Source organism: Pseudomonas typographi, from assembly GCF_014694385.1.
Lineage (GTDB): Bacteria > Pseudomonadota > Gammaproteobacteria > Pseudomonadales > Pseudomonadaceae > Aquipseudomonas > Aquipseudomonas typographi.
On the sequence record NZ_JAAOCA010000027.1, the window covers coordinates 66,111 to 89,354 of the forward strand.

Annotated in this window: 21 protein-coding genes; 10 read left to right on the forward strand and 11 right to left on the reverse strand. The window is 63.2% G+C overall.

Going from position 1 to position 23,244, the window contains the following annotated elements:
- Positions 1-65: 65 nt before the first annotated feature.
- Positions 66-977, reverse strand: coding sequence for a histone deacetylase family protein (locus tag HAQ05_RS20080; RefSeq protein WP_190423791.1), 912 nt, complete (start codon positions 975-977; stop codon positions 66-68).
- A 130-nt stretch (positions 978-1,107) separates the two neighbouring features.
- Here HAQ05_RS20080 and HAQ05_RS20085 point away from each other — a divergent pair, with 130 nt between their 5' ends.
- The 4 genes from HAQ05_RS20085 (at position 1,108) to HAQ05_RS20100 (ending at position 4,152) form a co-directional block, all read left to right on the forward strand.
- A complete protein-coding gene (locus HAQ05_RS20085; protein WP_190423793.1) occupies positions 1,108-1,689 on the forward strand; it encodes a GNAT family N-acetyltransferase in 582 nt (193 codons plus the stop codon).
- 15 nt (positions 1,690-1,704) lie between these two features.
- Positions 1,705-2,574 (forward strand): acyl-CoA thioesterase, encoded by an 870-nt coding sequence (locus HAQ05_RS20090; RefSeq protein WP_190423795.1) that lies wholly within the window; start codon positions 1,705-1,707, stop codon positions 2,572-2,574.
- A complete protein-coding gene (locus tag HAQ05_RS20095; RefSeq protein WP_190423797.1) occupies positions 2,571-3,161 on the forward strand; it encodes an HAD family hydrolase in 591 nt (196 codons plus the stop codon). Before HAQ05_RS20090 ends, HAQ05_RS20095 begins: the two co-directional genes overlap by 4 nt.
- Positions 3,162-3,258: 97 nt before the next feature.
- Positions 3,259-4,152: a DMT family transporter gene (locus tag HAQ05_RS20100; protein ID WP_190423798.1), complete on the forward strand. Its 894-nt coding sequence runs from the start codon at positions 3,259-3,261 to the stop codon at positions 4,150-4,152.
- A 9-nt stretch (positions 4,153-4,161) separates the two neighbouring features.
- Here HAQ05_RS20100 and HAQ05_RS20105 read toward each other — a convergent pair whose 3' ends face one another.
- From HAQ05_RS20105 to HAQ05_RS20135, 7 genes are all read right to left on the reverse strand, one after another.
- Positions 4,162-5,574 carry an MFS transporter gene (locus HAQ05_RS20105; RefSeq protein WP_190423800.1) on the reverse strand — a complete coding sequence of 471 codons (1,413 nt, stop codon included), beginning with the start codon at positions 5,572-5,574 and terminating at the stop codon, positions 4,162-4,164.
- Positions 5,575-5,674: 100 nt separating this feature from the next.
- Positions 5,675-7,303 carry a phosphoethanolamine transferase gene (locus HAQ05_RS20110; protein WP_190423802.1) on the reverse strand — a complete coding sequence of 543 codons (1,629 nt, stop codon included), beginning with the start codon at positions 7,301-7,303 and terminating at the stop codon, positions 5,675-5,677.
- Positions 7,304-7,399: 96 nt separating this feature from the next.
- The gene (locus tag HAQ05_RS20115) at positions 7,400-8,281 is read right to left on the reverse strand and encodes an alpha/beta hydrolase (protein ID WP_190423845.1); all 882 of its coding nucleotides are present in this window, start codon (positions 8,279-8,281) and stop codon (positions 7,400-7,402) included.
- 8 nt (positions 8,282-8,289) lie between these two features.
- Positions 8,290-10,539 (reverse strand): TonB-dependent siderophore receptor, encoded by a 2,250-nt coding sequence (locus HAQ05_RS20120; RefSeq protein ID WP_190423804.1) that lies wholly within the window; start codon positions 10,537-10,539, stop codon positions 8,290-8,292.
- A 96-nt stretch (positions 10,540-10,635) separates the two neighbouring features.
- Positions 10,636-11,976: a HAMP domain-containing sensor histidine kinase gene (locus tag HAQ05_RS20125; RefSeq protein ID WP_190423807.1), complete on the reverse strand. Its 1,341-nt coding sequence runs from the start codon at positions 11,974-11,976 to the stop codon at positions 10,636-10,638.
- The gene (locus HAQ05_RS20130; protein WP_190423809.1) at positions 11,973-12,692 is read right to left on the reverse strand and encodes a response regulator; all 720 of its coding nucleotides are present in this window, start codon (positions 12,690-12,692) and stop codon (positions 11,973-11,975) included. Before HAQ05_RS20130 ends, HAQ05_RS20125 begins: the two co-directional genes overlap by 4 nt.
- A 40-nt stretch (positions 12,693-12,732) precedes the next feature.
- Entirely contained in the window at positions 12,733-13,416 is a 684-nt protein-coding gene (locus HAQ05_RS20135) for a phosphatase domain-containing protein (protein WP_190423811.1), read from the reverse strand.
- Between the two features lie 385 nt (positions 13,417-13,801).
- Between HAQ05_RS20135 and HAQ05_RS20140 the strand changes: the two genes are divergently transcribed.
- From HAQ05_RS20140 to HAQ05_RS20165, 6 genes are all read left to right on the forward strand, one after another.
- Complete coding sequence (locus tag HAQ05_RS20140) at positions 13,802-15,106, forward strand: LLM class flavin-dependent oxidoreductase (RefSeq protein WP_190423813.1); 1,305 nt, start codon at positions 13,802-13,804, stop codon at positions 15,104-15,106.
- 14 nt (positions 15,107-15,120) lie between these two features.
- Entirely contained in the window at positions 15,121-15,651 is a 531-nt protein-coding gene (locus HAQ05_RS20145) for an NAD(P)H-dependent oxidoreductase (protein WP_190423814.1), read from the forward strand.
- Positions 15,648-16,505: an ABC transporter permease gene (locus HAQ05_RS20150; RefSeq protein WP_190423817.1), complete on the forward strand. Its 858-nt coding sequence runs from the start codon at positions 15,648-15,650 to the stop codon at positions 16,503-16,505. Before HAQ05_RS20145 ends, HAQ05_RS20150 begins: the two co-directional genes overlap by 4 nt.
- A gap of 10 nt (positions 16,506-16,515) precedes the next feature.
- Positions 16,516-17,298 carry an ABC transporter permease gene (locus HAQ05_RS20155; RefSeq protein WP_190423819.1) on the forward strand — a complete coding sequence of 261 codons (783 nt, stop codon included), beginning with the start codon at positions 16,516-16,518 and terminating at the stop codon, positions 17,296-17,298.
- Positions 17,299-18,369, forward strand: coding sequence for an ABC transporter ATP-binding protein (locus tag HAQ05_RS20160; RefSeq protein ID WP_190423822.1), 1,071 nt, complete (start codon positions 17,299-17,301; stop codon positions 18,367-18,369). It abuts the gene before it with no gap.
- A 67-nt stretch (positions 18,370-18,436) separates the two neighbouring features.
- Entirely contained in the window at positions 18,437-19,510 is a 1,074-nt protein-coding gene (locus tag HAQ05_RS20165; protein ID WP_202988099.1) for an ABC transporter substrate-binding protein, read from the forward strand.
- Between the two features lie 21 nt (positions 19,511-19,531).
- Here HAQ05_RS20165 and HAQ05_RS20170 read toward each other — a convergent pair whose 3' ends face one another.
- The 3 genes from HAQ05_RS20170 to HAQ05_RS20180 all read right to left on the reverse strand — a co-directional run.
- Positions 19,532-21,307, reverse strand: a complete 1,776-nt coding sequence (locus tag HAQ05_RS20170) for a PucR family transcriptional regulator (RefSeq protein ID WP_190423824.1) — start codon at positions 21,305-21,307, stop codon at positions 19,532-19,534.
- Between the two features lie 346 nt (positions 21,308-21,653).
- Positions 21,654-22,742, reverse strand: coding sequence for a tRNA (uridine(54)-C5)-methyltransferase TrmA (trmA, locus tag HAQ05_RS20175; RefSeq protein ID WP_190423826.1), 1,089 nt, complete (start codon positions 22,740-22,742; stop codon positions 21,654-21,656).
- The coding region (locus tag HAQ05_RS20180; RefSeq protein ID WP_190423828.1) for an NCS2 family permease at positions 22,739-23,244 on the reverse strand (506 nt) is incomplete at its 5' end. The genes HAQ05_RS20180 and trmA, both read right to left, overlap by 4 nt.

Sequence of the window (23,244 nt, forward strand, 5' to 3'; positions counted from 1 at the left end):
ATAAAGGCCGCAGTGGGGTTTCGCAGAGGTTATCCACAGGGCGCTCCACAGTGCATGGGGGTAACTCATTGGTTTTCCCACACTTTCTTGGCCGTGTGGTGAAGAATGCCATGGCGCCGGGCCAGGGCCTGGCGGTCTTTGCTGTAGCCGCCGCCAATAACGGCCATTATCGGGATGCCCCGCACCAGGCACCGCCGCAATACGGTTTCGTCGCGGGCGGCGACCCCGGCGTCAGTGAGTTTGAGGTAACCCAAGGCGTCGTCCTGATGCACATCCACCCCAGCGTCGTACAGCACCAGGTCCGGCTGGTACAGCGGCAGCAGGTAATCCAGGGCCTGTTCCACCACCTGCAAGTAGGCCACATCGCCCATGCCCCTGGGCAGGGCAATGTCCCAGTCGCTGTTGGCCTTGCGCGCGGGAAAGTTGCTTTCGCAATGCAGTGAAACCGTGATCGCGTCTGGGGTATCTTTAAGTATTCGGGCGGTGCCGTCGCCTTGGTGTACATCGCAATCGAAGATCAGCACCCGGCCCACCCTGCCGCATTCGAGGAAATACCGGCTGATCACCGCCAGGTCATTGAAAATGCAAAAGCCGGCGGGGTGGTCGTAGTGGGCATGGTGGGTGCCACCGGCCAAGTGGCAGGCCATACCGTGTTGCAAGGCCTGCTCGGCCGCCAGGATCGAACCGCCTACCGCACGCACCGTGCGCCGGGCCACCGCCTCGCTCCAGGGCAGGCCCAGGCGCCGTTGGTCATCGCGGGACAATTCACCGGCCAGGTAGCGCTCGATATAATCAGGCGCATGGGCCAAGGCCAGGATGGCGGGCGGGCACAGGGCCGGGCGCAGCAGGTCTGCCGAACGCACCACGTTGCTGTCCACCAAGTGGTCGTGGAGCAAGCGAAACTTGTCCATGGGGAACCGGTGCTCGGGCGGGAAGTCTGGGCTGTAGTCTTCGTGATAGATCAGCGGCAGTGGCATGGGTATCCGGCGGGTAAAGAGGCATGTGGGGTATTTGAGGCAGTTCGGGCAACAATGCGCCGCGCTGCCTGAATACCACGCACTTGAGCTTGCCAGTTGCAGGCCGGCTTTCATAGATAAGGAGTAATGAATGGAGCCGATCTTGGAACTGCACAGCCCTCGGTTGCGCCTGCGCCAATGGCGTGGTGATGCCGACCTCGATGGGTTTGCCGCGATGTGCGCGGACCCGCAAATGATGCGCTATTTCCCGGCTACCTTGTCGCGGCTGGAAACCGCCGCGTTGATCGGCCGCATTCGCGGCCATTTCAACGAGTATGGCTTTGGCTTGTGGGCGCTGGAGCACACCGCCACGGGTGAGTTCATTGGCCTTACAGGGCTTGCCAGGGTGAACTTCGATGCCCACTTTGTGCCCGCCGTGGAAATCGGCTGGCGCCTGGCGCGCGAACATTGGGGCCTTGGCTACGCCAGTGAAGCGGCGTACACCTGCCTTGCCTGCGCCTTCGGGCAGTTGGCGCTGGAGCAGGTGGTGGCCTTTACCGCCGAGGCGAATGTGCCCTCGCAAAAGGTGATGCAGGCGGTAGGCATGGCCTGCGACCCGGGTGATGATTTTGACCACCCCGCCTTACCCGCGGGCCACCCGCTGCGCCGCCACCGGTTGTTTCGCATCGGCCGGGCGCAGTGGCAGCAAGGGCTGTATGATGCCAGCGTTTGATTCTAGGAGTTCACCATGAGCGAAGTGCTCGACGACCTGGTCGACCTGTTGAGCCTCGAAGCCATCGAAGCCAACCTGTTCCGCGGGCGCAGCCAGGATTTAGGCTTCCGACAGTTGTTCGGTGGCCAAGTGTTGGGGCAATCGCTTTCGGCCGCCAGCCAAACGGTGGAACCGGCGCGCCACGTGCATTCGTTGCACGGGTATTTTCTACGGCCGGGTGATGCCGCACTGGCGGTGATGTACAGGGTCGATCCCGTGCGCGACGGCGGTAGCTTCAGCACCCGCCGGGTTACCGCGGTACAGAAGGGCGAGACCATTTTTACCGGGTCTATGTCGTTCCACCGCGATGAAGAAGGTTTTCATCACCAGGCGCCGATGCCACAGGTCGTGGGGCCGGAAAACTTGCCCACCGAACTTGAATTGCTCAAGCAGCAAGAGCAGTTGATCCCAGGGCCGTTGCGGGAAAAACTGCTGTGCCCCAAACCCATCGAAATACGCCCGGTGACCGAGCGCGACCCTTATAACCCCCAGCGAAGCGACCCGGTGAAGTACGTGTGGTTCAGGGCCGATGGAAAGCTGGCAGCCAACCCGTCGTTGCACCGTTGGATCATGGCCTACGCCTCAGACTTCAACCTGCTGACCACTGCGTTGCTGCCACATGCCAAGTCGGCATGGCACCGCGACATGCAGATCGCCAGCCTCGACCATGCGCTGTGGTTCCATGGCAACTTGGTCGCCGACGATTGGCTGCTGTATGCGCTGGACAGCCCCTGGGCGGGCAACGCCCGTGGCTTCTGCCGCGGCAGCGTGTACAACCGCGCTGGGCAATTGGTGGCCTCCTCGGCCCAGGAAGGGCTGATGCGTTACCGTAAGGACTGGGCATGAACATTGGCGCTATTCGCCACTGGGTGTTCGACATGGACGGCACGTTGACCCTCGCCGTGCATGATTTTGCCGCCATCCGGATAGCGCTGGGCATCCCCGCCGAAGATGACATCCTCACTTACCTGGCGGCCTTGCCGCCAGAGCAAGCCGCGGCCAAGCACGCCTGGCTGCTGGAGCATGAGCGCGAACTGGCGGTGGGCGCCACGCCGGCCCCCGGTGCGGTCGAGCTGGTGCGCCGGCTGGCCGAGCGCGGCTGCCGCCTGGGTATCCTCACCCGTAATGCGCGCGAGCTTGCGCACATCACCTTGGCCGCCATCGGCGTGGATGATTGCTTCGCCGTCGACGACATCTATGGCCGCGACGAAGCCGCACCCAAGCCTGACCCCGAGGGCCTGCTGCGCATTGCCCAGCGTTGGGGCGTAGCCACGGCCGACATGGTGATGGTTGGTGACTACCGTTTCGACCTCGCCTGCGGCCGCGCCGCCGGCGCGCGAACGGTACTGGTGAACCTGCCGGAAAACCCTTGGCCGGAGCTGGCGGACTGGCATGCGGTGGATTGCCGGGAATTGCTGAATACGCTTGGCTGACCCGCCCAGCAGGGCCAGCGGCACCGCCAAAGGGTGCAGCCAACTGCCGAAAACGCCACACTGCAAAGATCGCCGCGTACTGGAATGCTCAGAGCCGATGACCGCCACCAACACCGCGTTGACCGCCACGCCCCAACCCTTGAAAGGCATGCTGTTGATGGTAACGGCGACGCTGCTGTTCGCCAGCCATGACGTATTGAGCAAGTTTTTGACGGGCTTCTATCCGGTGATGCTGGTGATCTGGGTGCGCTATTTCGTGCATACCCTGTTGATGATGGGCATCTTCATGCCGCAGTCGGGCCTACGTATCTTGCGCACCAAGCGGCCCATGCTGCAGGCCTTGCGGGCATTGTGCCTGTTAGGCACCAGCCTTGCGTTCATATCGGGGCTGCAGTACATCCCGATCGCCGAGGCTACCGCGGTGAACTTCCTGTCGCCGCTGCTATTGACCGCGCTGTCGGTGCCGCTGCTCAAAGAAAAAGTTAGCACGGGCCAGTGGGTGGCGGTGCTGGTCGGCTTTTGTGGCGTGCTCATTATCGTGCACCCTGGCGGCGACCTGTTCACCCCGGCGATCTTGTTTCCGTTCGGCTCGGCGCTGTGCTTTTGCTTTTACCAAGTGCTCACACGCATGGTTGCCAAGGTCGATAGCCCCACCACCAGCAATTTTTTTGCCGGGGTTTTCAATACGCTGGTGATGAGCGCCATCGTGCCGTTCTTTTGGCAGTGGCCAACCGGGTGGCACGGGGTGCTGATGCTGCTGCTCGGGGGCTGTGGCATGAGTGCCCACCTGCTACTGACCCAGGCCTTCCGCCATGCCCCGCCGGCGTTGCTGGCGCCGTTCGGCTATTGCCAAATCGTGTTTGCGGGCCTGTATGGGTTCTTGATCTTCAACCACACCCCGGCGCTGAGCGCCATTGTCGGTATCATGGTGATCTGCCTGTCGGGCATTGCCGCGGCATGGCTGCACCGGCGCGCCCACGCCACCGCTTAGGCGTACCGGTCACTGCCGGCGCGCTGCGTGCCCAGATACCTGCGCCCCGGCATCGCCAGGCAAGCGCAGCAAATCGAGCATTGAAGCCAGGGTCATCACCCCGATCAGCACAAAGGCCAAGTGGTAGCCCGCCAGCGCACTTTCGCCCACGCCCAGTGCCGCTTGGGCAACCCGCAGGAAGATCACCGCCAGCGCCACGCCCAAGCCGAAGGCCAGTTGCTGGGCCATGCTGAACAGGGTGTTGGCCGAGCTCATCAGGGGCGCGGGCATGTCGGCGAAGGCCAGGCTACTATAAGCGGTAAAGCCCATGGACCGCGCCATGCCGGAGACCACCAGCAGCGGTGCCACCAGCCACCAGGGCGTAGCCGGGGTCAGGGCGGCGCAGGCGAACGTGGCGGCGCTGAGCACCAAGCTGCTGCCGACCAGGGTACGGCGAAACCCCTGGGTGCGGAGCACCCAATTGGTCATGGGCTTCATGCCGATGTTGCCGGCGAACAGGCACAGCACCAACAGGCCGGAGTTCACTGGGCTCAGCCCAAAGCCCAGTTGGAACATCAGCGGCAGCAGGAACGGGTGGGCGCTGACCATGGCGCGAAACAACGAGCCCCCATTGAACACCACTTGGTAGGTCTTGACCCGCACCGCCTCCAGCCGCAGTAACGGCGCGCGGTGGCGCAGCAGATGCCGCACCAGCCAGGCCGCCAACACCACGCTCAGCAACAACAGGGCATAAGGTGGCCAGCGCGCGGGGTTTTGCCCCAGTTCGTCGAGGGCATGCAGCAGCCCCGCACAGGTGGCGGCGCACAGCACGAACCCCAGCCCGTCGAACGGCCGCGCCTGGCCCGCGCCAGGCCCCGCGGGCATCAACTTGAATGCCCAGGCCATGGCCAGCAACCCCAGCGGCACATTAAGCAGGAATATCCAGTGCCACGATGCCCAACTGGTGATCAACCCGCCCAAGGGCGGGCCGAGCACCGGCGCCACCAGCCCAGGCCAAGTGATGAAGGCAATCGCCGTGAGCAGGTCTTTTTTTTCGGTGTTTTGCAATACCGCCAAGCGCCCGACCGGGACCATCATCGCCCCGCCTATGCCTTGCAATACGCGCGCGGCCACGAATTGCCCAAGGGTCTGCGAAACACCGCACAGCGCCGAGGCTATCGTGAAGGCGGCCAGGGCGGCCATGAATACCCGGCGGTGGCCCCAACGCTCGGCCACCCAGCCACTGGCCGGGATGAACACCGCCAGGGTCAGTACATAGGCGGTAATGCCCACGTTCAAGTCAATGGCGGCCACCCCGAAACTGGCGGCCATGTCCGGCAGGGCGGTGACGATTACCGTAGCGTCGAGGTTTTCCATGAAAAAAGCAGCGGCGACCAGCAGCGCCATGTGGCGCGAGCGTTGCGGGGCGTGCGTAACCGGCATGGTTGATCCTTGCAGTTCAGGCTGGGCTCTGTAGGCAAATATATCTGGGCGCGGCAGTGCTGCGGTAAAAATAGTGGCGGGTCACCTGCGTGGCGCATGCTTAGCTACCTTTGCGGCAGGTTCGGAACAGGTCCAGCCCGCCCTGGTACAGGTTGGTGTTCACATTGAACCAGCCTAGCAATGAATGGAACACGTAATCGTGGCTTAGATCGGCCTGATTCTCTTTGGCCTGCAGGCAGCCACGGTCGATGCCAGTGTCGGCCAGCGCGCCCTGGCCGAACCACAGTACCATGGGCACATGGGTTTGCGCCTCGGGGGCGATACTATAGGGCGCAGCATGCAGGTACACGCCTTTCTCACCCAGCGACTCGCCATGGTCGGACACATACCACATGGCGGTGTCCAGCCGCTGCTGGTTGTGCTTGAGCAGGTCGACTACCTGGGCCAAAAAGTGGTCGGTGTAATGGATGGTGTTGTCGTACACGTTCACCAGTTCTTGCTGGCTACAACTGCCCAACTGGTTGGTGTGGCACACCGGGGCGAACACCTGTTGGTCCGGTGGGTAACGGTCATAGTATTCGGGCCCATGGCTGCCGTCGGAGTGCAGCACGATGATCGTATCTTCGTCGAGGGTGTCGATGTACTGCTCAAGGCCTACCAGCAGGGCCTCATCCAGGCAGCGTTGGCCATCGCAGAACGGGCTGGGCTGGGTTTTGGGGATGTCCCGGTTGGGTACCCGCCGGCATACACCCTTGCAGTCACTGTTGTTTTCCAGCCACAGCACCTTCATGCCGGTGCGCTGTAGCACATCGAGCAGGCTTTCGTAGGTCTTGCCCTTTTTATCGGTGTAGCCCTTGCGCGGGAACATCGAGAACATGCACGGCACCGACACCGCCGTGGAGGTGCCGCAGGAGTGCACCTGGGTAAAGTTCAGCACATCCAGTTGGCTCAGCTCAGGGTTGGTGGGGCGGGGGTACCCGTTGAGGGCAAAATGGTCGGCGCGGGCCGTTTCGCCCACCACGAAGATCATCAGCTTCTTGCGCTGGCCCTGGGCTACCCGCTTCGCGTCGGTGCCAATCGGCTGGATCACCGTGTCGCGTTTGATCGCCAGTTTTTCGCTGGCAACCTTGGCCGTGGCGTAGATATAGGCGGTGGGGTTGATGAAATGGGTGAGTTTGTCTTCCTCGCGGAACAGGGGCGCATAGGTGGAATAAAAGCTGACCACCGCCAGCACCAGCAGCAAGGTAGCGCTGAACGCCAATGCCAATTTGGTCAGCAGCCCGTGCAGAAATGGCTGGTAGCGCACCGGCCACAACCACGCCAGGGTGGCAGGCACCAGCCCAAGCAACAGGTACACGACCATTTTGCCGCTGAGCAAGGCGCTGACTTCGCCGGGGTTGGTTTCCATCACGTTCTGCATCATGACCCGGTCGATCGCCACGCCGTAAGCGTTCATGAAGTACGCCGCCAGCGCACCGGTGACCGCCACCAGGCTGATGACCGGGCGTAGCAAGGGGCGGAACGAGAAGGGCAGCAAAAGCAGGCAGAATGCCGCCCATAGAAACACCGCGAACGAGACTTCGAACAGCACGCGCTTGAGGCCGGTGAGTTCGGCCAGCGAGGCCAGCGCACCCCAAGCGGGGAAGTTGTAGAACGCCACCAGCACGGCGGCGAATAGCATGATCAACCGGTTAGGTGTTAAAGCAGGCAATAAGTGGCGGGTTAACATGCCGAATCGACCTTATGGATACAGGCGGCAGGAAAGGACGCCCGCACCCTAATGGCCTTTTAGTCAAAGAATCGTAAAAAAAAGCTCTCGCCTTTGTTAGTTATCGTTTATTTCATTGAGCCAGATCAACGTTTGGCGCAATGAGGTCGCCAGCACCGGCCCATGGCCCAGCCCTGGGAACAGTTTGTAGCGCACCTCCAAGCCAGGTATTTGCGCCAACGCCCTGGCCAATTGGCCTGCGCTTTCGGTCGGCGCCGGCAGGTTGGGCCTGGGTAGCGCGGGTTCGGCTTCGCCTTTCATCAGCCACAGTTGCTTGGGCCCCGCCAAGCGTTGGGCCAAGCCTTGGCTTTGTTCGGTCATCAACCCCGGCGCCCACCACAGCGAAGGGCTGGCTGCGGCATAAGTGGTAAAGGCTTCAGGGTGCCGCATCAATACGTACAGCACGAACAGCCCACCATACGAATGGCCCCACAGCGCGCGGCGTGCGGGGTCTATGGGCGCCAACTGCTGCACCGCAGGCGTTATGCGCGTTTGCAACAAATCAAGGAAGGCTTCGGCACCGCCGCTGGGTGTTTTCGACAGGGGGTCTAGCTGCGGCCCTTGGGGGCGCGCGGGGGTATAGTCGAACGTGCGCCCGTCGCGGTCGATACGCTGGCCGCCGGCATACCCCACTGCCACCAGCAGCGGAGCTTGGCCTTGGTCGAGTGCCTCCAGCAAGGCAGGGTCCAGCCCCTCGAACGCCGCATTGCCGTCGAGCATGTAGAGCACCGGGTAGCCAGCCGCCGGGGCGTTATGGCGGGGTACGCCCACCCACACCTGGTAATGCCGCCGACCATCGGCCGAGTCCAGCGCCACGCTGGTAAAGCGGTAGGCGAGGTCTGCACGTTGCAGCAGCGTGGTGTTCATCGGCACCGGCACCGGTGCCCCCCAACAGGCCGCGGCGAGCCAGAGCCCGGCCGGCAGCAAGATACTGCGCAACAGGCGCATCAAAACGACGCCGTCACGCTGGTATAGAGGGTGCGGCCCGGTTCGTTGTAGGTCGCGGCGCCGGCCCCGGCGATATTGGTCACGCCCTGGGCATTACCTTCGCGCCAGTGGCGCTTGTCGAGCAGGTTATCGATGCCGGCGGTTACACTGAGGTTCTGCGTCAACTGGTAGGTGCCGCTGGAACCTACGATGGCATAGGGCGCCACCTCCTGGTTGGCGGTACCGGTCACTCGGGCACCATGGTAGTCGTACTTCTTCGGTTTCTGCTTACCGTAATACGCCACATTCAATTGCAGCGACAGCGTGTCGGTAGCCTGCCAGCCGAGCATGGAATTGAGCGTATACCTGGGTGTGACCGACAACACATCGCCGGTTTGCTTGTTTTTCGATTGCAGCATGTAGGTGAAGTTGTTGCTCCACTTAAGGTTGTGGGCAAGGCCCATGCTGAAGTTGCCTTCCAGGCCTTCGACCAATGCCTTGGGCACGTTCTCCCATTGGAACACCGAGGCATTGGCGGTGCTGCCGGTGCCGCCGATGGCGGTGCCGACCGGTTCCAGGCCTGATTCGATCTTGTTTTTGTAGTCGTTGCGAAAGTAGGTCAGGCCCGCGACGAGGTCATTTTTTTTGTACTCGATCCCCAGCTCCTTGTTCACCGAGGTTTCGGCTTTCAGGCCGGCGTTGCCCTGCAGGTAACACGCAGTGGTTTGCCCGTAGCAACCTTGCCCATTGGAGTAGAGCAAGTAGTTGGGGTTGAGCTGGTACAGGTTCGGCGCTTTATACGCACGGGCGATACCCGCCTTGAGCGTTAGGGTGTCGGTCAGCACCTGCGACAGGTTCAGTGAAGGGCTCCAATTGTCGCCAACGATATCGTGATGGTCGAACCGCAGCGCCGGCGTGAGCATGGTCCCTGGGCGCAGTTCGATGTTGTCCTCGGCAAACAGCGAGGCGATGCGCGCCGAACTGCTCGAATCACGCTGGGTGGCTGAAATACCGCTCACGGTACCGCCCGCTGAGGTGCTCTGGGTGTTGGCCAACGGGTCGTCGAGCCGTTGTTCGACCCACTCGCTACCCAGGGTTAAGGTTTGGTCCACGCCCCAGTGCAAAGGCAGGTTCACCTCGCCGTGGGCGGTCAGGCCACGCAGGGTACTGGTGTAGAAATCGGTATTGCTGAAAATACCTTCGGTGCCACCTGCCAGGCCTTCGTTGATGCGGCGGTTGCGGGTTTTTTCGTATTGCAGGTAGGCCAGCGTGGTACCGAAATCCCAATCGCCACGGTGGGTCAGCGCCCATGTGTTGCGGTACAGGATATTGGTTTCATGGCCGAGCAGGCTTTTGACGTAGGTGTTGCTGTTGGTGTTCTGGGTGTCGCCGGTATAGAGGTTGCTTTGGCGGCTGTAGCCGGCCTCGAACTCCAGGCGTTGCTCCGGGGTGAACTGCCAGGCGAGCAGGCCGTTAACGTCTTTATTGCGTACCCCCTCGCGGCCCGCCGGCAGGGTGCCAGCCTGGTTGCCGGTGCGGGCCGATTCGTGCCCGCTGTTGATGTCCCAATCGTCGGCATCGGTTTTGGCAACGTTGCCATACAGCCGGTAGGTCAAGTTGTCGGTCATCGCGCCACGCAGGCCGAAGTCCATGCGCCGGGTGGCACCTTCGTCTTTGTGCTGCGGGAACGCGGTGTAGACCGTGGCCGAGCCATGGGTTTGTTGGGTGGGCTGTTGGGTGATGATGTTCACCACCCCGCCGGCGGCGCCGTTGCCGTAACGGGCGGCGGCCGGGCCGCGGATCACTTCGATGCGCTCGATCATGTCGGCGGGCACCCAATTGGTGTCGCCACGGCTGTCACGCTCGCCGCGCCAGCCGTAACGCACCGAGCTGCGGCTGGTCACCGGCTTACCATCGATCAGGATCAAGGTGTTTTCCGGGCCCATGCCGCGGATGTCGATTTGCCTGTTGTTACCGCGTTGGCCACTGCTGGAGTTGCCGGTAAGGTTAACCCCCGGCATGGTGCGGATCAGCTCGGAGATATCGTTGGCCGGTGGGCGTTTCTTGATGTCTTCGGCAGTGATGATCGACACCCCTGGGGCCTGCTTGGTTTCCTGCTCGGCGGTGGCGACGATGTTTTGCGTTTCCAACTCGACGACCGGCGTCTTGCCTTCGGCGTCGGCCTGGGCGGCATGGGCGCTGGCTACGTGCAGCAGGGTGCTGGCCACCAGCAGCGGTAGCAGGGCGGGGGTAGGCAGGCGGGGTGGCATGGTGATCTCCGAGACGGCGGCCCTGCTAATAGCGCATGGCCATGGCGATCTAGGATGATAATGAATGCTAATTGAGAGTAAAGCGCATTAACTTTATTAACATTCGGCGGGCAACCGCAGGTGCATGCGCAGCCCCGGTTGTGCCGGGCAGGCCCATAGTTCGCCGCCCTGCAGGGCAATAGCCTTGCGGGCGATGCTCAACCCCAGGCCGAAGCCTTGCCCAGGGGCGCCATCAAGACGCACGTAAGGCTCGAAGATCCGCTCGAGGTCGCTGGCCGGCACGCCTGGCCCCTGGTCGGTGATCGTCAGGTGCCAGGTGCCGCCCTCCCGTTGGCCGGCGAGGGTCACCCTACCACCCTCGGTGGAGTGGCGCATGGCATTGCGCAGCAGGTTTTCCAACGCTTGGGCGAAGCTGTCCAAGTGCACCCGCACCACGCAGTCCGCGCCCAGTTGGCATGGCAGCCGCTCGGGGGCCCAGCCTTGTTCGAAACAGGCGTCGGCGACCAGCGCCTCCCAAACCGATGCCACCACTACGGGTTCGGCGTTCAGGTGTGGCCGCTCGGTGTCGAGCCAGGCCAGGTTCAGCGAGTCGTCGACCAGCCGTTGCATGTTGTCGACTTCATCGCCCAGCCGCCCGCGCAGCGCCTGTTCACTCAAGGGGCTATCACCGGCGATGCGCAGGCGTGCCAGTGGCGTGCGGATTTCATGGGACAACGTGCGCAGCAATTGCCGTTGCTGCGCCAGGCTTTGGCGAACGCGCAAGGTCATGTGCTCGAACGCGCGGGCCAGTTCGCCCAGTTCATCGGCGCGATGCGCCAGGGCGCTGCCGGCCAAGCCGTCGAGGTTATCGGCGCGCAGGGCATTGGCACGCTCCCGCAATTCGGCCAGCGGCGCCACCAGCAGCCGGTACAGCAACACACCCAGGGCCAGGGCAAGCAGAGCTGGCACCACGCCATGGGTTAACGCGTAGGTGGTCATGGTCGCACCCGCTGGGAGCAGCCGTTCGGGCAGTTGCATCACCAGCCGGCCTTGCTCGGGATGGCGCGGAAAATCCATGCTCACGTAGGGCAGTTCATCCTGCAAGCGCCTGCTCATGGGCCAGTCGAGCTTGCGCATGAACGTCAGGTGGCCCATGTCGTCGGCCGACAGCGGGGTGGGCGTCAAGCTTTGCAGGCGGGGCCCGAGCACGGCTGCCCAGGTGCGTTCGCGCGCCTCTAGGCCCACCCGCCAACGCTCCAAGCCCGGCGCGCCCTGGTAGTCCCAAACGTCTTCGGCTTCGGCGGCGTAGTCGGCTAGGTACTGGCGGTCGCTGCGCGGTAAAAAATACGTATTGCGTTCCACTTGCAGCCCCCAACTCCACAATAACCAAGCCAACAGCAGGCAAAAGGCGACCTGTACGAGCGCAAGCTTCCACAGCAGCGAGTGGCGCAGTTTCATGGGGTGGCCTTGAGGGTGAGCAAATAGCCCTGGTTACGCACCGCCTGTAATTGGATGTCATGGCGGCCAATGCGGCCCAGCTTACGCCGTAAATTGCAAATATGTACATCAAGGCCGCGGTCCAGGCGGGTGTAGGGGCGGTGCAGCACCTGTTGGTAAAGGAAGGGCTTGCTCAAGGCGGCGCCAGGGTGATCACGCAGCACGCAGAACAGGCGAAATTCCGAGCCGGTGAGCCCGGCGGCACGCCCTAGATAGTGCACGTCTTCGGCGCTGTGGTCGAATACCAGCCCTAGATCGAATGCTGGCGGGCCGCTACGGTCCAAGGCCACGCGGCGCAGCAAGGCATCGATGCGCGCATCCAGCTCGGCCAGGCTGAACGGTTTAGGCAGGTAGTCGTCCGCCCCTTGGGTAAAGCCGCTGATGCGGTCTTGTTCGGCGCCGAGGGCCGACATCAGGATCACCGGTACGGCCCGCTTGGCCCGCAGTTGGCGCAGCAAGCCCAGGCCATCGAGCCCCGGTAGCAGGATATCCAGTAATACCAGGTCATGCTCCCCTGCCATGGCCAACGCCAGGGCCTGAGCACCGTCGCCGCATGGGCGCAAGTCGAAGCCGCGGCGCAGTAAATGCTCGCCCACTGCGGCGCGCAACTGCGGGTCGTCCTCGACCAGTAGAAGGCGGGGTGGCGAATGAGGCAAGGCTATATGAGAGGGATTCACAATCGCGGCAGTATCTCATCGCCGGCCGTCCGGAGCAATTCTACCGCCGGCTCAGCCAGCCCTTTACACCGCACATCGACCACGCATGGGCACATGCCTCGCCACGGTCGAGGGCCTGGCTGATGGCCTGAACATCAGCATGGCGCACATAATTGGCCGCCTCGGCCATGTCGTCTTCGCTGCCGAAGCCGCCGTTCTGCATTTCTGCCAGGGCGGCCTCGCGTGGCCAGCCTTCCACCACGATGCGGTACATCGCCGCGACAATGCCGGTGCGGTTGTTGCCGTGCTTGCAGTGGATCAGCACCGGCCCCTGTGCCTGCGCGGCACGCACGGTGCGCAGGGCTTGCAGTACCTCGTCGTCGGTTACCCGGTCAGCATGCAGGGGCTGGCTGAGCAAGCGTATGCTCGGGTCTTTCGACCACGCGTGGTCATCGTCCTTGATAAAACTCACCACCGTACGTACGCCCAACCCTTGTAGGGTACTGGCGTTCTGCAATGTGGGCAGGGCGCTGCGGTAGAGCGTGGGGCTCATTTGGAACAGGTTGAACCTAGGGTCTAGCGAGCGCGCCCACTGCGGTTGCCCTGGCGCTGGCCCGGCGGCAAGCGGCGTCGGCGCGCGGGCATCGTGATGCAGGCTGGCCAACCCAACCACCGCCAACGCGGCCAACAGTCGCGCGGCGGCTAACGGAACACGGCGGCGGTGGGTGTGGCTGATGGCCTGCATCGAGTGGCTCCTGGCCGGGGGGGAACACCGCCAGGAGCGTAGGCGCCGAAAGGTTAGAGATGGGTGACGCCGGCGTGAAAAAAACGTTCTTGGCGAGCCCGCTGTACCCCGGCTCCGCTGTGGTGGGTTTAAGGTAATGGGCCGAACGGTACGCAACGTTCCATACGGGGCGTTTCTCTGCCATAAAGCAGTTCCTGGCGCAGCGCTTCGGCCCGCAGATCCCCACTACCGTCGCGGCCGAAGGCCGCCTTCGCCAGCGGTTAGCGCGGGCGGCCATGCTCCACTTCATAGGAACACGCCGGATAAATTCCTCTATTTCGTGTGAAGACGCCGCCCGGGCGAGCCCCTAATGTAAGGCCACTTGCCCCAACACAGGGATCTGCCCATGTCCAAGCGAATGATGCACCTGGTGGCGTATTTGAAAACCGGCCCGACCGCTGTTCACGGTGGTGGCTGGCGGCACCCCGAGGCGCGGCTGGACGATATCCTTGAACCTGAGCGCTACGAGCACATCGCCCGGGAGCTGGAAGCGGCCTGCTTCGATGCGTGTTTTTTCGCCGACCTGCTGGGCCTGTACGACATCCACAAGGGCAGCCTGGACAGCTACGTCAAATACGGCGGCCAGATCAGCTACCTCGACCCAATGACCGTGCTGCCGATCATGGCTCGCGCCACCTCGCGCCTGGGCCTGGGCGCTACCCTGTCGACCACCTTCTTCAACGCCTACCACCTGGCCCGCGCCCTCGGCTCGCTGGACGTGCTAAGCAAGGGCCGGGTGGCCTGGAACATCGTCACGTCGGCCACCGACCTTGAAGCACAGAACTTCGGTTTCGAGCAGATCCTGCCGCGCGAGGTGCGTTACGACCATGCTGACGAGGTGCTCGAAGCGTGCCTTGCCCTATGGAACAGTTGGGACGCCGATGCTTTTGTGCAGAATAAGCAGCAGGGCGTCTACGCCGACCCCAGCAAGGTGCATTACGCCAACTACAAAGGCCGCTGGGTATCCACCCGCGGCCCTTTGTCGATCCCGCGCAGCCCTCAGGGCCACCCGGTGCTGATGCAAGCCGGCTCGTCCGAGCGCGGCCGGCGGTTCGCCGCGCGCTGGGCCGAGCTGATCTTCACCGCCCACGGCTCGCTCGCGGCCATGCAGGCTTTCTACACCGACATCAAGGGCCGGCGGGCTCACGAAGGGCGCGAGCCCGAAGATTGTAAGATCCTGGTGCAAACCACCGTGGTGGTGGCCGAGACCGACGCTATCGCTCGCGAAAAGGCCGAATACCTGAATACATTGGCCCACCAGGAGTTGACCTTGGCCATGAGTTCAAGCAACGTCGGTGCCGACCTCAGCAAGCTCACCGGGGATGCGACCCTCGCCGACCTGCAAGGCAACCAGGGCATCCAGGGCTCGGTGGATTTTCTCAAGGTCAAGGCACAAGCCTCGGGTATGGACTTCAAGACCACCGCACAACAGGCGTTGCCCGACCAAATCGTAGGCACGGCGCAGGGCGTGGCCGACCAACTGCAAGCTTTGTTCGAAGCGCGGGCCTGTGATGGGTTCGTTGTGTCGCCAATCTATCACCCGGGTTCCCACGAGGCCTTTTGCCGTAGCGTGGTGCCTGAGCTGCAACGGCGCGGGCTGTTCCGCACCCAGTACAGTGGCCATACCCTGCGGGACAACCTAAAAGACTGAACGGGGCGTACACCATGATCATTGCACTGGCCGCCAACACGTATCGGCCATCGAAGACCCGGGCCCTGCTCGATGAGCTGGTGAGCCAGTTCCGCCAGCTCAGTGACCTTCCAATCGAGGCGTTCGACCTGGCGCAGATGGGCCGCGACATCGGCGGCAGCTTCAGCAAGCAAGAGCTGACCGCGCCAAGCCTGGCGCTGGTGGAGGCCATCGAGAACGCCGACGGGCTGATTGTGACCAGCCCGGTGTACAAGGGCTCCTATTCGGGGCTGTTCAAGCACCTGTTCGACCTGGTCGCCCCGCTCAGCCTGCGCAGCACCCCGGTACTGCTCAGCGCCACCGGCGGCGGCCAGCGCCACGCGCTGATGGTGGAGCACCAGATGCGCCCACTGTTCGGTTTTTTCAGCGCTGCCACGGTACCGACCTCGGTGTATGGCTGCGACCTGGAGTTCATCGACGGCCGCTGCGCCGACCCGACCCTGCTCGAGCGCTGCGCCCAGGCGGTGGGTGAATTTCACCGGATGTGCGCGCGGGGTAGGGCATGAGTGCGGATCGCCGAATGCTCGGTTCGCTGGCCTTGCTGGCCGGGCCCACCTACCTGTGGCTGCTGGTGACGATCTTTCTGCCGTTGATGGCCATGCTGTATTTCAGCTTCCTGACCATCGCCCCAATCGCCGGGCCCGGCGGCACCTTCACCCTCAGCCACTACGTGGATATCTTCACCAAGCCGGTGTATCTGATTAACCTGAAACGCTCGTTGATCATGGGCCTGGAGGTAACATTCTTTTGTGCGCTGGTCGGCTACCCGGCGGCCTACCTGTTGGCCCGCCAGATCAAGAACCGCTGGCGCGAGGCGCTGCTGTTGCTGGTGGTACTGCCGTTCTGGAGCAACGCGCTGGTGCGCACGTTTTCCTGGACCATGGTGCTCAGCGATAACGGCCTGCTTGGGCAATGGCTGCATGTTTTATGGCCCGGCGGCCCCTCTTTAGACCTGCTCTACAGCTACAAGGCCATCGTCATCGGCCTGGTGCATGCCTACCTGCCGTACATGATCTTGACCTGCTATGTATCGCTGCAAGCGATCGACGGCACCTTGGCCGAGGCCGCGCTGAGCCTGGGTGCATCCCACCGCCAGGTGTTCCAACGGATCATTTTGCCGCTGAGCCTGCCGGGCTTGGTGGCCGGCAGCATTCTGATCTTCGTGCCAGTGGTGGGCGCCTTCATGGAGCCGCGCGTCCTCGGCGGGCAGCAGGGCATCACCTTCGGCACCATCATCGAAAGCCAGTTCACCACTTCGTTTAACTGGCCCCTTGGCGCGGCCATGGGCTTCGTTCTGCTGGCGGTGGTGCTTATCGTGATGGCGCTGTTCTTCCCCTTGTTGCGCAAACATTTGAACTGAGGAGCCCACGATGAAAGCATTGCGCGCCGTGTTCGCCCCAGGTTACGTAGGGCTGGTGCTGTTGTTCCTGTACACGCCGATCATCGTGATGATGATCATGGCCTTCAACCAGTCGGAACTGTACCAATTGCCCTTCGTGTTCGACCTTAAATGGTTCAGGGCGCTGGCCCACAACGATGACCTGCTGGAGGCGGCCGCCAACAGCATCATCATCGCCATCGTTAACACTCTGCTCTCGGTCACCCTCGGCACCCTCACCGCGTTGGCCCTGTCGCGCCATCACTTCCGTGGCAAAGCCTGGTTCGAGCTGTTGCTGCTGCCTTCGCTGACCATGCCCTGGCTGATCACCGGCACGGCAATGATGCTGTTTTTTTTCTGGACTGGCATCGGCCGCGGCCTGCATGCGATCTTGCTGGGGCATGTGGCGTTGTCGATCCCCTACGTGGTGTTCATCGTGCGCAGCCGCTTGAAGGCCTTCAACCGCTCGCTTGAAGAAGCCGCGCAGATCCTCGGCGCCAGCGCCTGGCAAACCTTTTGGCGGGTGACCGCGCCGCTGCTGGCGCCGGGCATCGTCGCCGCCGCGCTGTTCGCCTTCGCGCTGTCGTTCGACCAGTTCGTGATTTCGTATTTTCTCGCCCCGATTGGCATCTCGACGTTGCCGGTGGAAATTTATTCGGCGATCCGCAAGGGCTTTACCCCGGAGATCAACGCCATCTCGACCCTCATCATTCTGTTCTCCATGGGCCTGATGATCGTTTTCGCAAGATTGAGCAAATTCGCAGGGGAGCCGTAGATGAGCGTGGTGGACATCAAGCAGGTGAGTAAGCGGTATGGCCAAACATTGGCCCTGAATAACGTTTCCATGACCATCGCCCAAGGCGAATTCTTTTCCCTGCTGGGCCCCAGCGGCGGCGGCAAGACCTCGCTGCTGCGCTCGATTGCAGGCTTCGTCGAGCCAGACGAAGGCAGCATCGAGATCGATGGCAAGCCGATGCTGAACGTGCCGATCAACCAGCGTGACCTGGGCATGATGTTCCAGAACTATGCGCTGTTTCCGCACATGAGCATCGCCGACAACATCGGCTTCGGGCTGTCGGTGCGCCACCGCTCCAAGGCCGAGATCAACCAGCGCATCAAAGAGTTGCTCAGCTTGGTGCACCTTGAGGGCTATGGCGAGCGTCGCCCGCGCGAGCTTTCCGGCGGCCAGCAGCAGCGCGTGGCCCTGGCCCGCGCCCTGGCGCCACGCCCGCGCGTGCTGTTACTGGATGAACCGCTGGGCGCGCTGGACAAAAAGCTGCGCGACGAAATGCAGATAGAACTGAAAAAGATCCAGCGCGAGGTGGGGGTCACCACCATTCTAGTGACCCACGACCAGCAGGAAGCGCTGACGTTGTCTGATCGGGTCGCGATCATCAATGGCGGCAAGGTCGAGCAGCTCGGCTCGCCCCGCGAGGTATACGAGCGCCCTCACAGCCAGTTCGTCGCCAGCTTCCTCGGCAACGCCAACTTCTTCACCGGGGTGGTCTGCGGCCAGGCCGACGGCATGACCCAGATTCGCCTGCCCGCTGGGCAGGTTATCCATTCCAGCCACGGCGCCGGGCGCAGCATCGGTAGCCGGGTAACCGCCGCCGTGCGCCCGGAAAAACTCCATGCCGCCGGCAGCAACGGCCCTGGCCAACCGTGCAACCGCCTGAGCGGGCGCATCGCCCATGAAATCTATGCCGGCAACAGCATCACCTACTGGGTCGAGATAGGCGCCCAGCAGGTAAGCCTGACCGCCCAAAACAACACTGCACCGGCTTTGTCGATGGGTGCCGAGGCCCACCTCGAATGGGCGCCGGCAGACACCATCGTGCTGGATTGACGCCCCCACTTTTTTGCTGGCTGCCCCACACCCACAACTGCGCATTGACGAGGTTATTCAGATGGTGATGAAGCACAACAGGCTGTTCTCGCTGTTTCTGGGGTCCGTGGCACTGGCGGCAGGGCTAGCCACCAGCCTGGGGGCGGCGGCAGCCACCGAGATTCGCGTGCTCAACTGGCGCGGCTACGGCACCGACGAGAAGTTCGCGACCGAGGCCTTCGAGCAGCAGACCGGCATTAAAGTGGTTCATGACTATTACACCTCGGACCAGGAAATGCGCACCAAGATGGTGACCAACCCCGGGGCTTATGACATCGTCAACATCAACACCCAGTTCGTCCCCAGCATCCAGGCCGCCGGCCTATTGCAAAAGATCGACCCCAGCAAAATCCCCAATTTCGCCAGTATCACCCCCGCCTTGCAAAAGCACCCAGACATCAGTGTCGCAGGCGCGCTGTACGCGGTGCCCTGGGCCTGGGGCATCAATGCCTACGCCTACAATACCGACAAGATCAAAGATGACCTGACCTCGGTGAACGCCCTCTGGGACCCGAAGTACAAGGGCCGCATCTCCATGCGTGATGACTCCATCTACGTCATCGGCCTCGCCGCCCTGGCCACGGGCCAAGACATCAACACCCCGGCCGACATGCCAGCGATCAAGGCCAAGCTGCTGGAGCTCAAAGATCAAATCCGCAGTTTCTGGGGTTCCGAAGATGAATGGCTCAAGGGGATGGCCGCTGGCACCTACGACATGGGCGCTATTTGGTCCGGTGGTGCGGCTCGTGCGGTACGCCGCTACAAATTGCCGGTGAAGTTCGTGATTCCTACCGAAGGCGCGATCACCTGGGTCGACACGCTGACCATCCCGGCCACCTCCAAGCACGCCGACGCCGCCGCCCAGTACATCAACTATATGCTCAGCAAGGCGTTCTACGTGAAGTGGGACACCGAAGTGGGCGCGGCCATGTCGGCCAACCAGGCGGCGGTCGATGCGTTGCCGGCCGATGCTTTCAACCGTGCGGTGATGGGCACCCCGGAAGTGACCTCGCGCTTGCGCTTCATGAAGCCGATCAGCGACGAGCAGCGCGCCCAATATCTGGAACTGTGGCAAGAAGTGAAGACCGAGTTTGTCCAGTAATGCCGTGTGCAGTGTGGTGCCTCAGCCATACTGCACCAGCGTTGGCGCCGCGATGGCGGGTGCCGCCGACGCTTGGCTGAGTATGCGATCCAGGCGAACAGCCAACTCCAGGGCGAAGCGTGCGTCGGGGTTGGCGAAGTCAATGGCGAACAGCTCGCCGATGCGCACCAGCCGGTAGCGCAGGGTCGACACATGGATGTCGAGGCGATGGGCGGCTTCCTGGTAGCGGCAGCCGGTTTCGCTAAAGGCCACGCAGGTGTCCAGCAGGCGGGTGTGGTGCTGGCGGTCGTGGGCTTGGATGGCGCCGATGGTGCGGGCGACGAACTCCGGTGCTGCCTGCGCATCCAGCGTGGCGGCCAGAAAGGTGAAGGGCCCGAAGCTTGCCGCATCTACCAGGCCATGGCGGCCAAATGTGGTGGCCAGCGTCAGCAACTGCTTGAGCGCCTTGATCGCCGGGGGATAGTGTTCGGCCGCCTCCACTACCGGGCCCTTGGCGATGCGCAGCGGTAACCGCTGCGGCGCGCCGAACCCCTGCAGCAAGCTGGCCAGCCGCGCCAGCATCGCGGGCGCTACCCCGCAACGTTCACAGGGCACCCGCAGCAGCAGGTGTTCCGCCAGCTCGCACAGCGTCGAGCCCGGCACCTGAGCGCTCAGCCGTCGCTCCCAGCGTTCCAGGTTGGCCTGGGAGCTGCCCTCGCCCCGCTTGATCAACAGCAATTGCGCAGGTTTGCGCAAGTTCAACTGGCAGCGCCGCGCCTGGGCATATACCGCCGCGCTGGTGTCCCATTGGCCTTTTTCCAGGTGCTCGAACAGCGCCTTGAGCGCGCGGCTGCGTTGGGTCAACTCGACATAATTGCGCAGCAGCAAGGTCCCCGCCGCGCCTTTGATTTGGCGCAACAGGTTGCGCTCGACCGCTGCATTGTGCGGTTGCGAGCCCAGCAGCACCACGGCGCCGACGAACTGCCCGCCGATCACTACCGGCTCGATCAGCACTGGAGTGCGCTCGGGATTTTGCAGGTGGGCCGCCAGCGCCTCGTCGCCCTGCCGGCAGCTATCGGCCTGCTCGACGCAGGCCAGCAGATCGGCGGGCCGGCAATCGCCCGGGTGGCTGTAGTGTACTTGCTCCACCAGTGCGTCGATGATCGCCAGGCGGGTATCGGCCTTGCGCCCGCCCAGGCTCACCAGTTCCGCCAGGTTGGCACCACGAAACACTTCATCCATGAGGTCGGTGCCCAGCCGCGACAACGCCTCCAACTGCTGGCGCTGGCGTTGCTCGAATTCATGGGCCAGGGCGCGTTCGATGGCCCGCTTGCCCACCTGGGCCAAGCCGTGGGCGACGGCGAACTGCTCGGCGGATGCCGGTGCACCGCCACGGGCTTGCAGCGTCCACACCAGTGGGCGGCCTTGCGGGTCGCAGCCTTCAAGCAACATCACCACCCCAGAGCGAAAACCCTGGGCCACGGCTTCGGCTTGGTACAGCGGATATTGGCTGCACAGCTTCACATCCTCGAAGAACAACACCTCGCCAGTGGCCAGCACGGTTTTGCAGGGGCTGGTCACCAGCGGCCAACGGGTGGGCAGCAGGGAAAAAATCTGCCCATGGTTGCCGGTCTCGGCCACCAATTCGACAAAACCACCGGGCACGTCCACCGCAAGGATGCCGCTGATGGACCAGGGCGCGAACTCGCAGGCAAGGGCGGTGAGCTTTTTCAACGTGGTGGCAAAGTCCTGCGGCGTGCTGAAAGCATCATAGGCCTTCAGCCATTGGCCATTGAGTGCATGCGCGGTGTGTTTCATGGTGAACGACCTCCCGATGCCAATGCTGAATGTGAGCCTTCTTGCCGCGTATACGCTTCAATTGCGCTATTAGTGAGCAAGGTAAGTAGGGCTTTATTCTTGTGGCAAGGCAGCGTGGTATGCCGGCCCGGGCTGCGATAACAGCGTATGCACCTGTTATCAAGGGCCGCCCCAGCGCCTTGCCGGGAAGGTAGTAGCGTTTTTTGTGCCAAGTGGGCCGGTGCGGCGAAGATTCATGGTGTCGCCCTGGGGCCCGGGCCGCGTTTCGCTCTGCGGTGTGCTACCGGCCGGCGCCGGTGCCGATCGGCGTCCAGTACGCCCATCGAGGGAAGGGGGCCGCGGAACGTTATCGGCGAACCAACATCACCCCGGCTTCCATGTGGTGCGTATAGGGAAATTGGTCGAACAGTGCGCAACGTTCGATGCGGTGAGTATCTTGCAACTGCGCGATGTTCGCGGCCAGCGTTTGCGGGTTGCACGAAATGTACAAGATGCGCTCGAAGCGCCGGGCCAGCTCGCAGGTGTCGGGGTCCATCCCCGCGCGGGGTGGGTCTACGAAAATCGTGCCGAAATCGTAATGCTCCAGGGCGATGCCTTCGAGCCGGCGAAACGGCCGCACGCCATTGAGCGCCTGGGTCAGTTCCTCGGCGGAAAGCCGGACCAGGGCGACATTATCCACCCCGTTGTGCGCCAAGTTGTGCAGCGCGGCATTCACGCTGGTTTTGCTGATCTCGGTGGCCAGCACACGGCGCACGCGGGTGGCCAGCGGCAAGGTGAAGTTGCCATTGCCGCAATACAGCTCGAGCAGGTCGTCGTTGCGCTCACCCAGCGCGTCGAAGGCCCAGGCGAGCATTTTCTGGCACACCTGCCCGTTAGGCTGGGTGAAGGCGCCTTCGGGTTGGCGATAATGGAAGGCCCGCCCGGCCACGGTGAGTGTTTCACTGGCGTAGTCGCGCCCCACCACCTGCCGCTTGCCCTTGGAGCGGCCGATCACGCTGGCCCCTAGCTGCGCCGCGAGCCGTTGCGCGGCGTGTTCCCATTCGGCGTCCAGCGCGCGGTGGTAACACAGCGTGACCATGGCGTCACCGGCCAGTGTGGTCAGAAACTCCACTTGGAACAGCTTGAACCCCAGTGCCGGCTCCGCTTGCCAGGCGGCCTTGAGCCGCGGCATTAGCGCATTGATCTGCTTGCTGGCAATGGGGAACTGTTCGATCAAGATAGGCGTGTGTGTACCACCGGGGGCGAACATCGCGTAATGGCGCTGTTCGCCTTCGCGCCACAGGCGAAACTCCGCACGCAGGCGATAGTGCTCCCGTGGCGAGTCGAACACCTCGGCCGGCGGTGCGCCGAAGGGCGCCAGCAGTTCAGCCAGGCGCGCGGCTTTTTCATTGAGCTGGCGGGTATAGCCAGCCGGGTCGATGGCCTGTGCACTCATGCGTTGAACCACCCCAGCTTGACCACGAACAACAGCGAGAGGACCACCAGCGCCGGGTTGAGGTCGCGGGCGCGGCCGCTGGCCAGTTTCATGGCGGTCCAGGCGATGAAGCCGAAGGCGATGCCGTTGGCGATGGAGTAGGTGAAGGGCATGGCCAGTGCGGTGACCAGGGCGGGGGCGGCTTCGGTGATGTCGCTCCAGTTGATTTCGGCCAGGCCCGAGGCCATCAGCACGGCCACGAACAGTAGGGCCGGTGCGGTGGCGTAGGCGGGCACGCTGCCGGCCAGGGGGGCGAAGAACAGTGCCAGCAAGAACAGCACGGCGACGACGATGGCGGTGAGGCCGGTGCGCCCGCCGGCGCTGACGCCCGCGGCGGATTCGATGTAGCTGGTGGTGGTCGAGGTGCCGAGCAGCGAGCCCACCATGGCGGCGCTGGAGTCGGCGATCAGGGCGCGGCCCATCTTCGGCATGTAGCCGTCCTCGCGCATCAGGCCGGCGCGCT

Bases quoted from the DNA above. Each gene is read 5' to 3' on its own strand.
- HAQ05_RS20080 (WP_190423791.1), bottom strand. From the start codon at position 977: ATGCCACTGCCGCTGATCTATCACGAAGACTACAGCCCAGACTTCCCG.
- HAQ05_RS20085 (WP_190423793.1), top strand. From the start codon at position 1,108: ATGGAGCCGATCTTGGAACTGCACAGCCCTCGGTTGCGCCTGCGCCAA.
- HAQ05_RS20090 (WP_190423795.1), top strand. From the start codon at position 1,705: ATGAGCGAAGTGCTCGACGACCTGGTCGACCTGTTGAGCCTCGAAGCC.
- HAQ05_RS20095 (WP_190423797.1), top strand. From the start codon at position 2,571: ATGAACATTGGCGCTATTCGCCACTGGGTGTTCGACATGGACGGCACG.
- HAQ05_RS20100 (WP_190423798.1), top strand. From the start codon at position 3,259: ATGACCGCCACCAACACCGCGTTGACCGCCACGCCCCAACCCTTGAAA.
- HAQ05_RS20105 (WP_190423800.1), bottom strand. From the start codon at position 5,574: ATGCCGGTTACGCACGCCCCGCAACGCTCGCGCCACATGGCGCTGCTG.
- HAQ05_RS20110 (WP_190423802.1), bottom strand. From the start codon at position 7,303: ATGTTAACCCGCCACTTATTGCCTGCTTTAACACCTAACCGGTTGATC.
- HAQ05_RS20120 (WP_190423804.1), bottom strand. From the start codon at position 10,539: ATGCCACCCCGCCTGCCTACCCCCGCCCTGCTACCGCTGCTGGTGGCC.
- HAQ05_RS20125 (WP_190423807.1), bottom strand. From the start codon at position 11,976: ATGAAACTGCGCCACTCGCTGCTGTGGAAGCTTGCGCTCGTACAGGTC.
- HAQ05_RS20135 (WP_190423811.1), bottom strand. From the start codon at position 13,416: ATGCAGGCCATCAGCCACACCCACCGCCGCCGTGTTCCGTTAGCCGCC.
- HAQ05_RS20140 (WP_190423813.1), top strand. From the start codon at position 13,802: ATGTCCAAGCGAATGATGCACCTGGTGGCGTATTTGAAAACCGGCCCG.
- HAQ05_RS20145 (WP_190423814.1), top strand. From the start codon at position 15,121: ATGATCATTGCACTGGCCGCCAACACGTATCGGCCATCGAAGACCCGG.
- HAQ05_RS20150 (WP_190423817.1), top strand. From the start codon at position 15,648: ATGAGTGCGGATCGCCGAATGCTCGGTTCGCTGGCCTTGCTGGCCGGG.
- HAQ05_RS20155 (WP_190423819.1), top strand. From the start codon at position 16,516: ATGAAAGCATTGCGCGCCGTGTTCGCCCCAGGTTACGTAGGGCTGGTG.
- HAQ05_RS20160 (WP_190423822.1), top strand. From the start codon at position 17,299: ATGAGCGTGGTGGACATCAAGCAGGTGAGTAAGCGGTATGGCCAAACA.
- HAQ05_RS20165 (WP_202988099.1), top strand. From the start codon at position 18,437: ATGAAGCACAACAGGCTGTTCTCGCTGTTTCTGGGGTCCGTGGCACTG.
- HAQ05_RS20170 (WP_190423824.1), bottom strand. From the start codon at position 21,307: ATGAAACACACCGCGCATGCACTCAATGGCCAATGGCTGAAGGCCTAT.
- trmA (WP_190423826.1), bottom strand. From the start codon at position 22,742: ATGAGTGCACAGGCCATCGACCCGGCTGGCTATACCCGCCAGCTCAAT.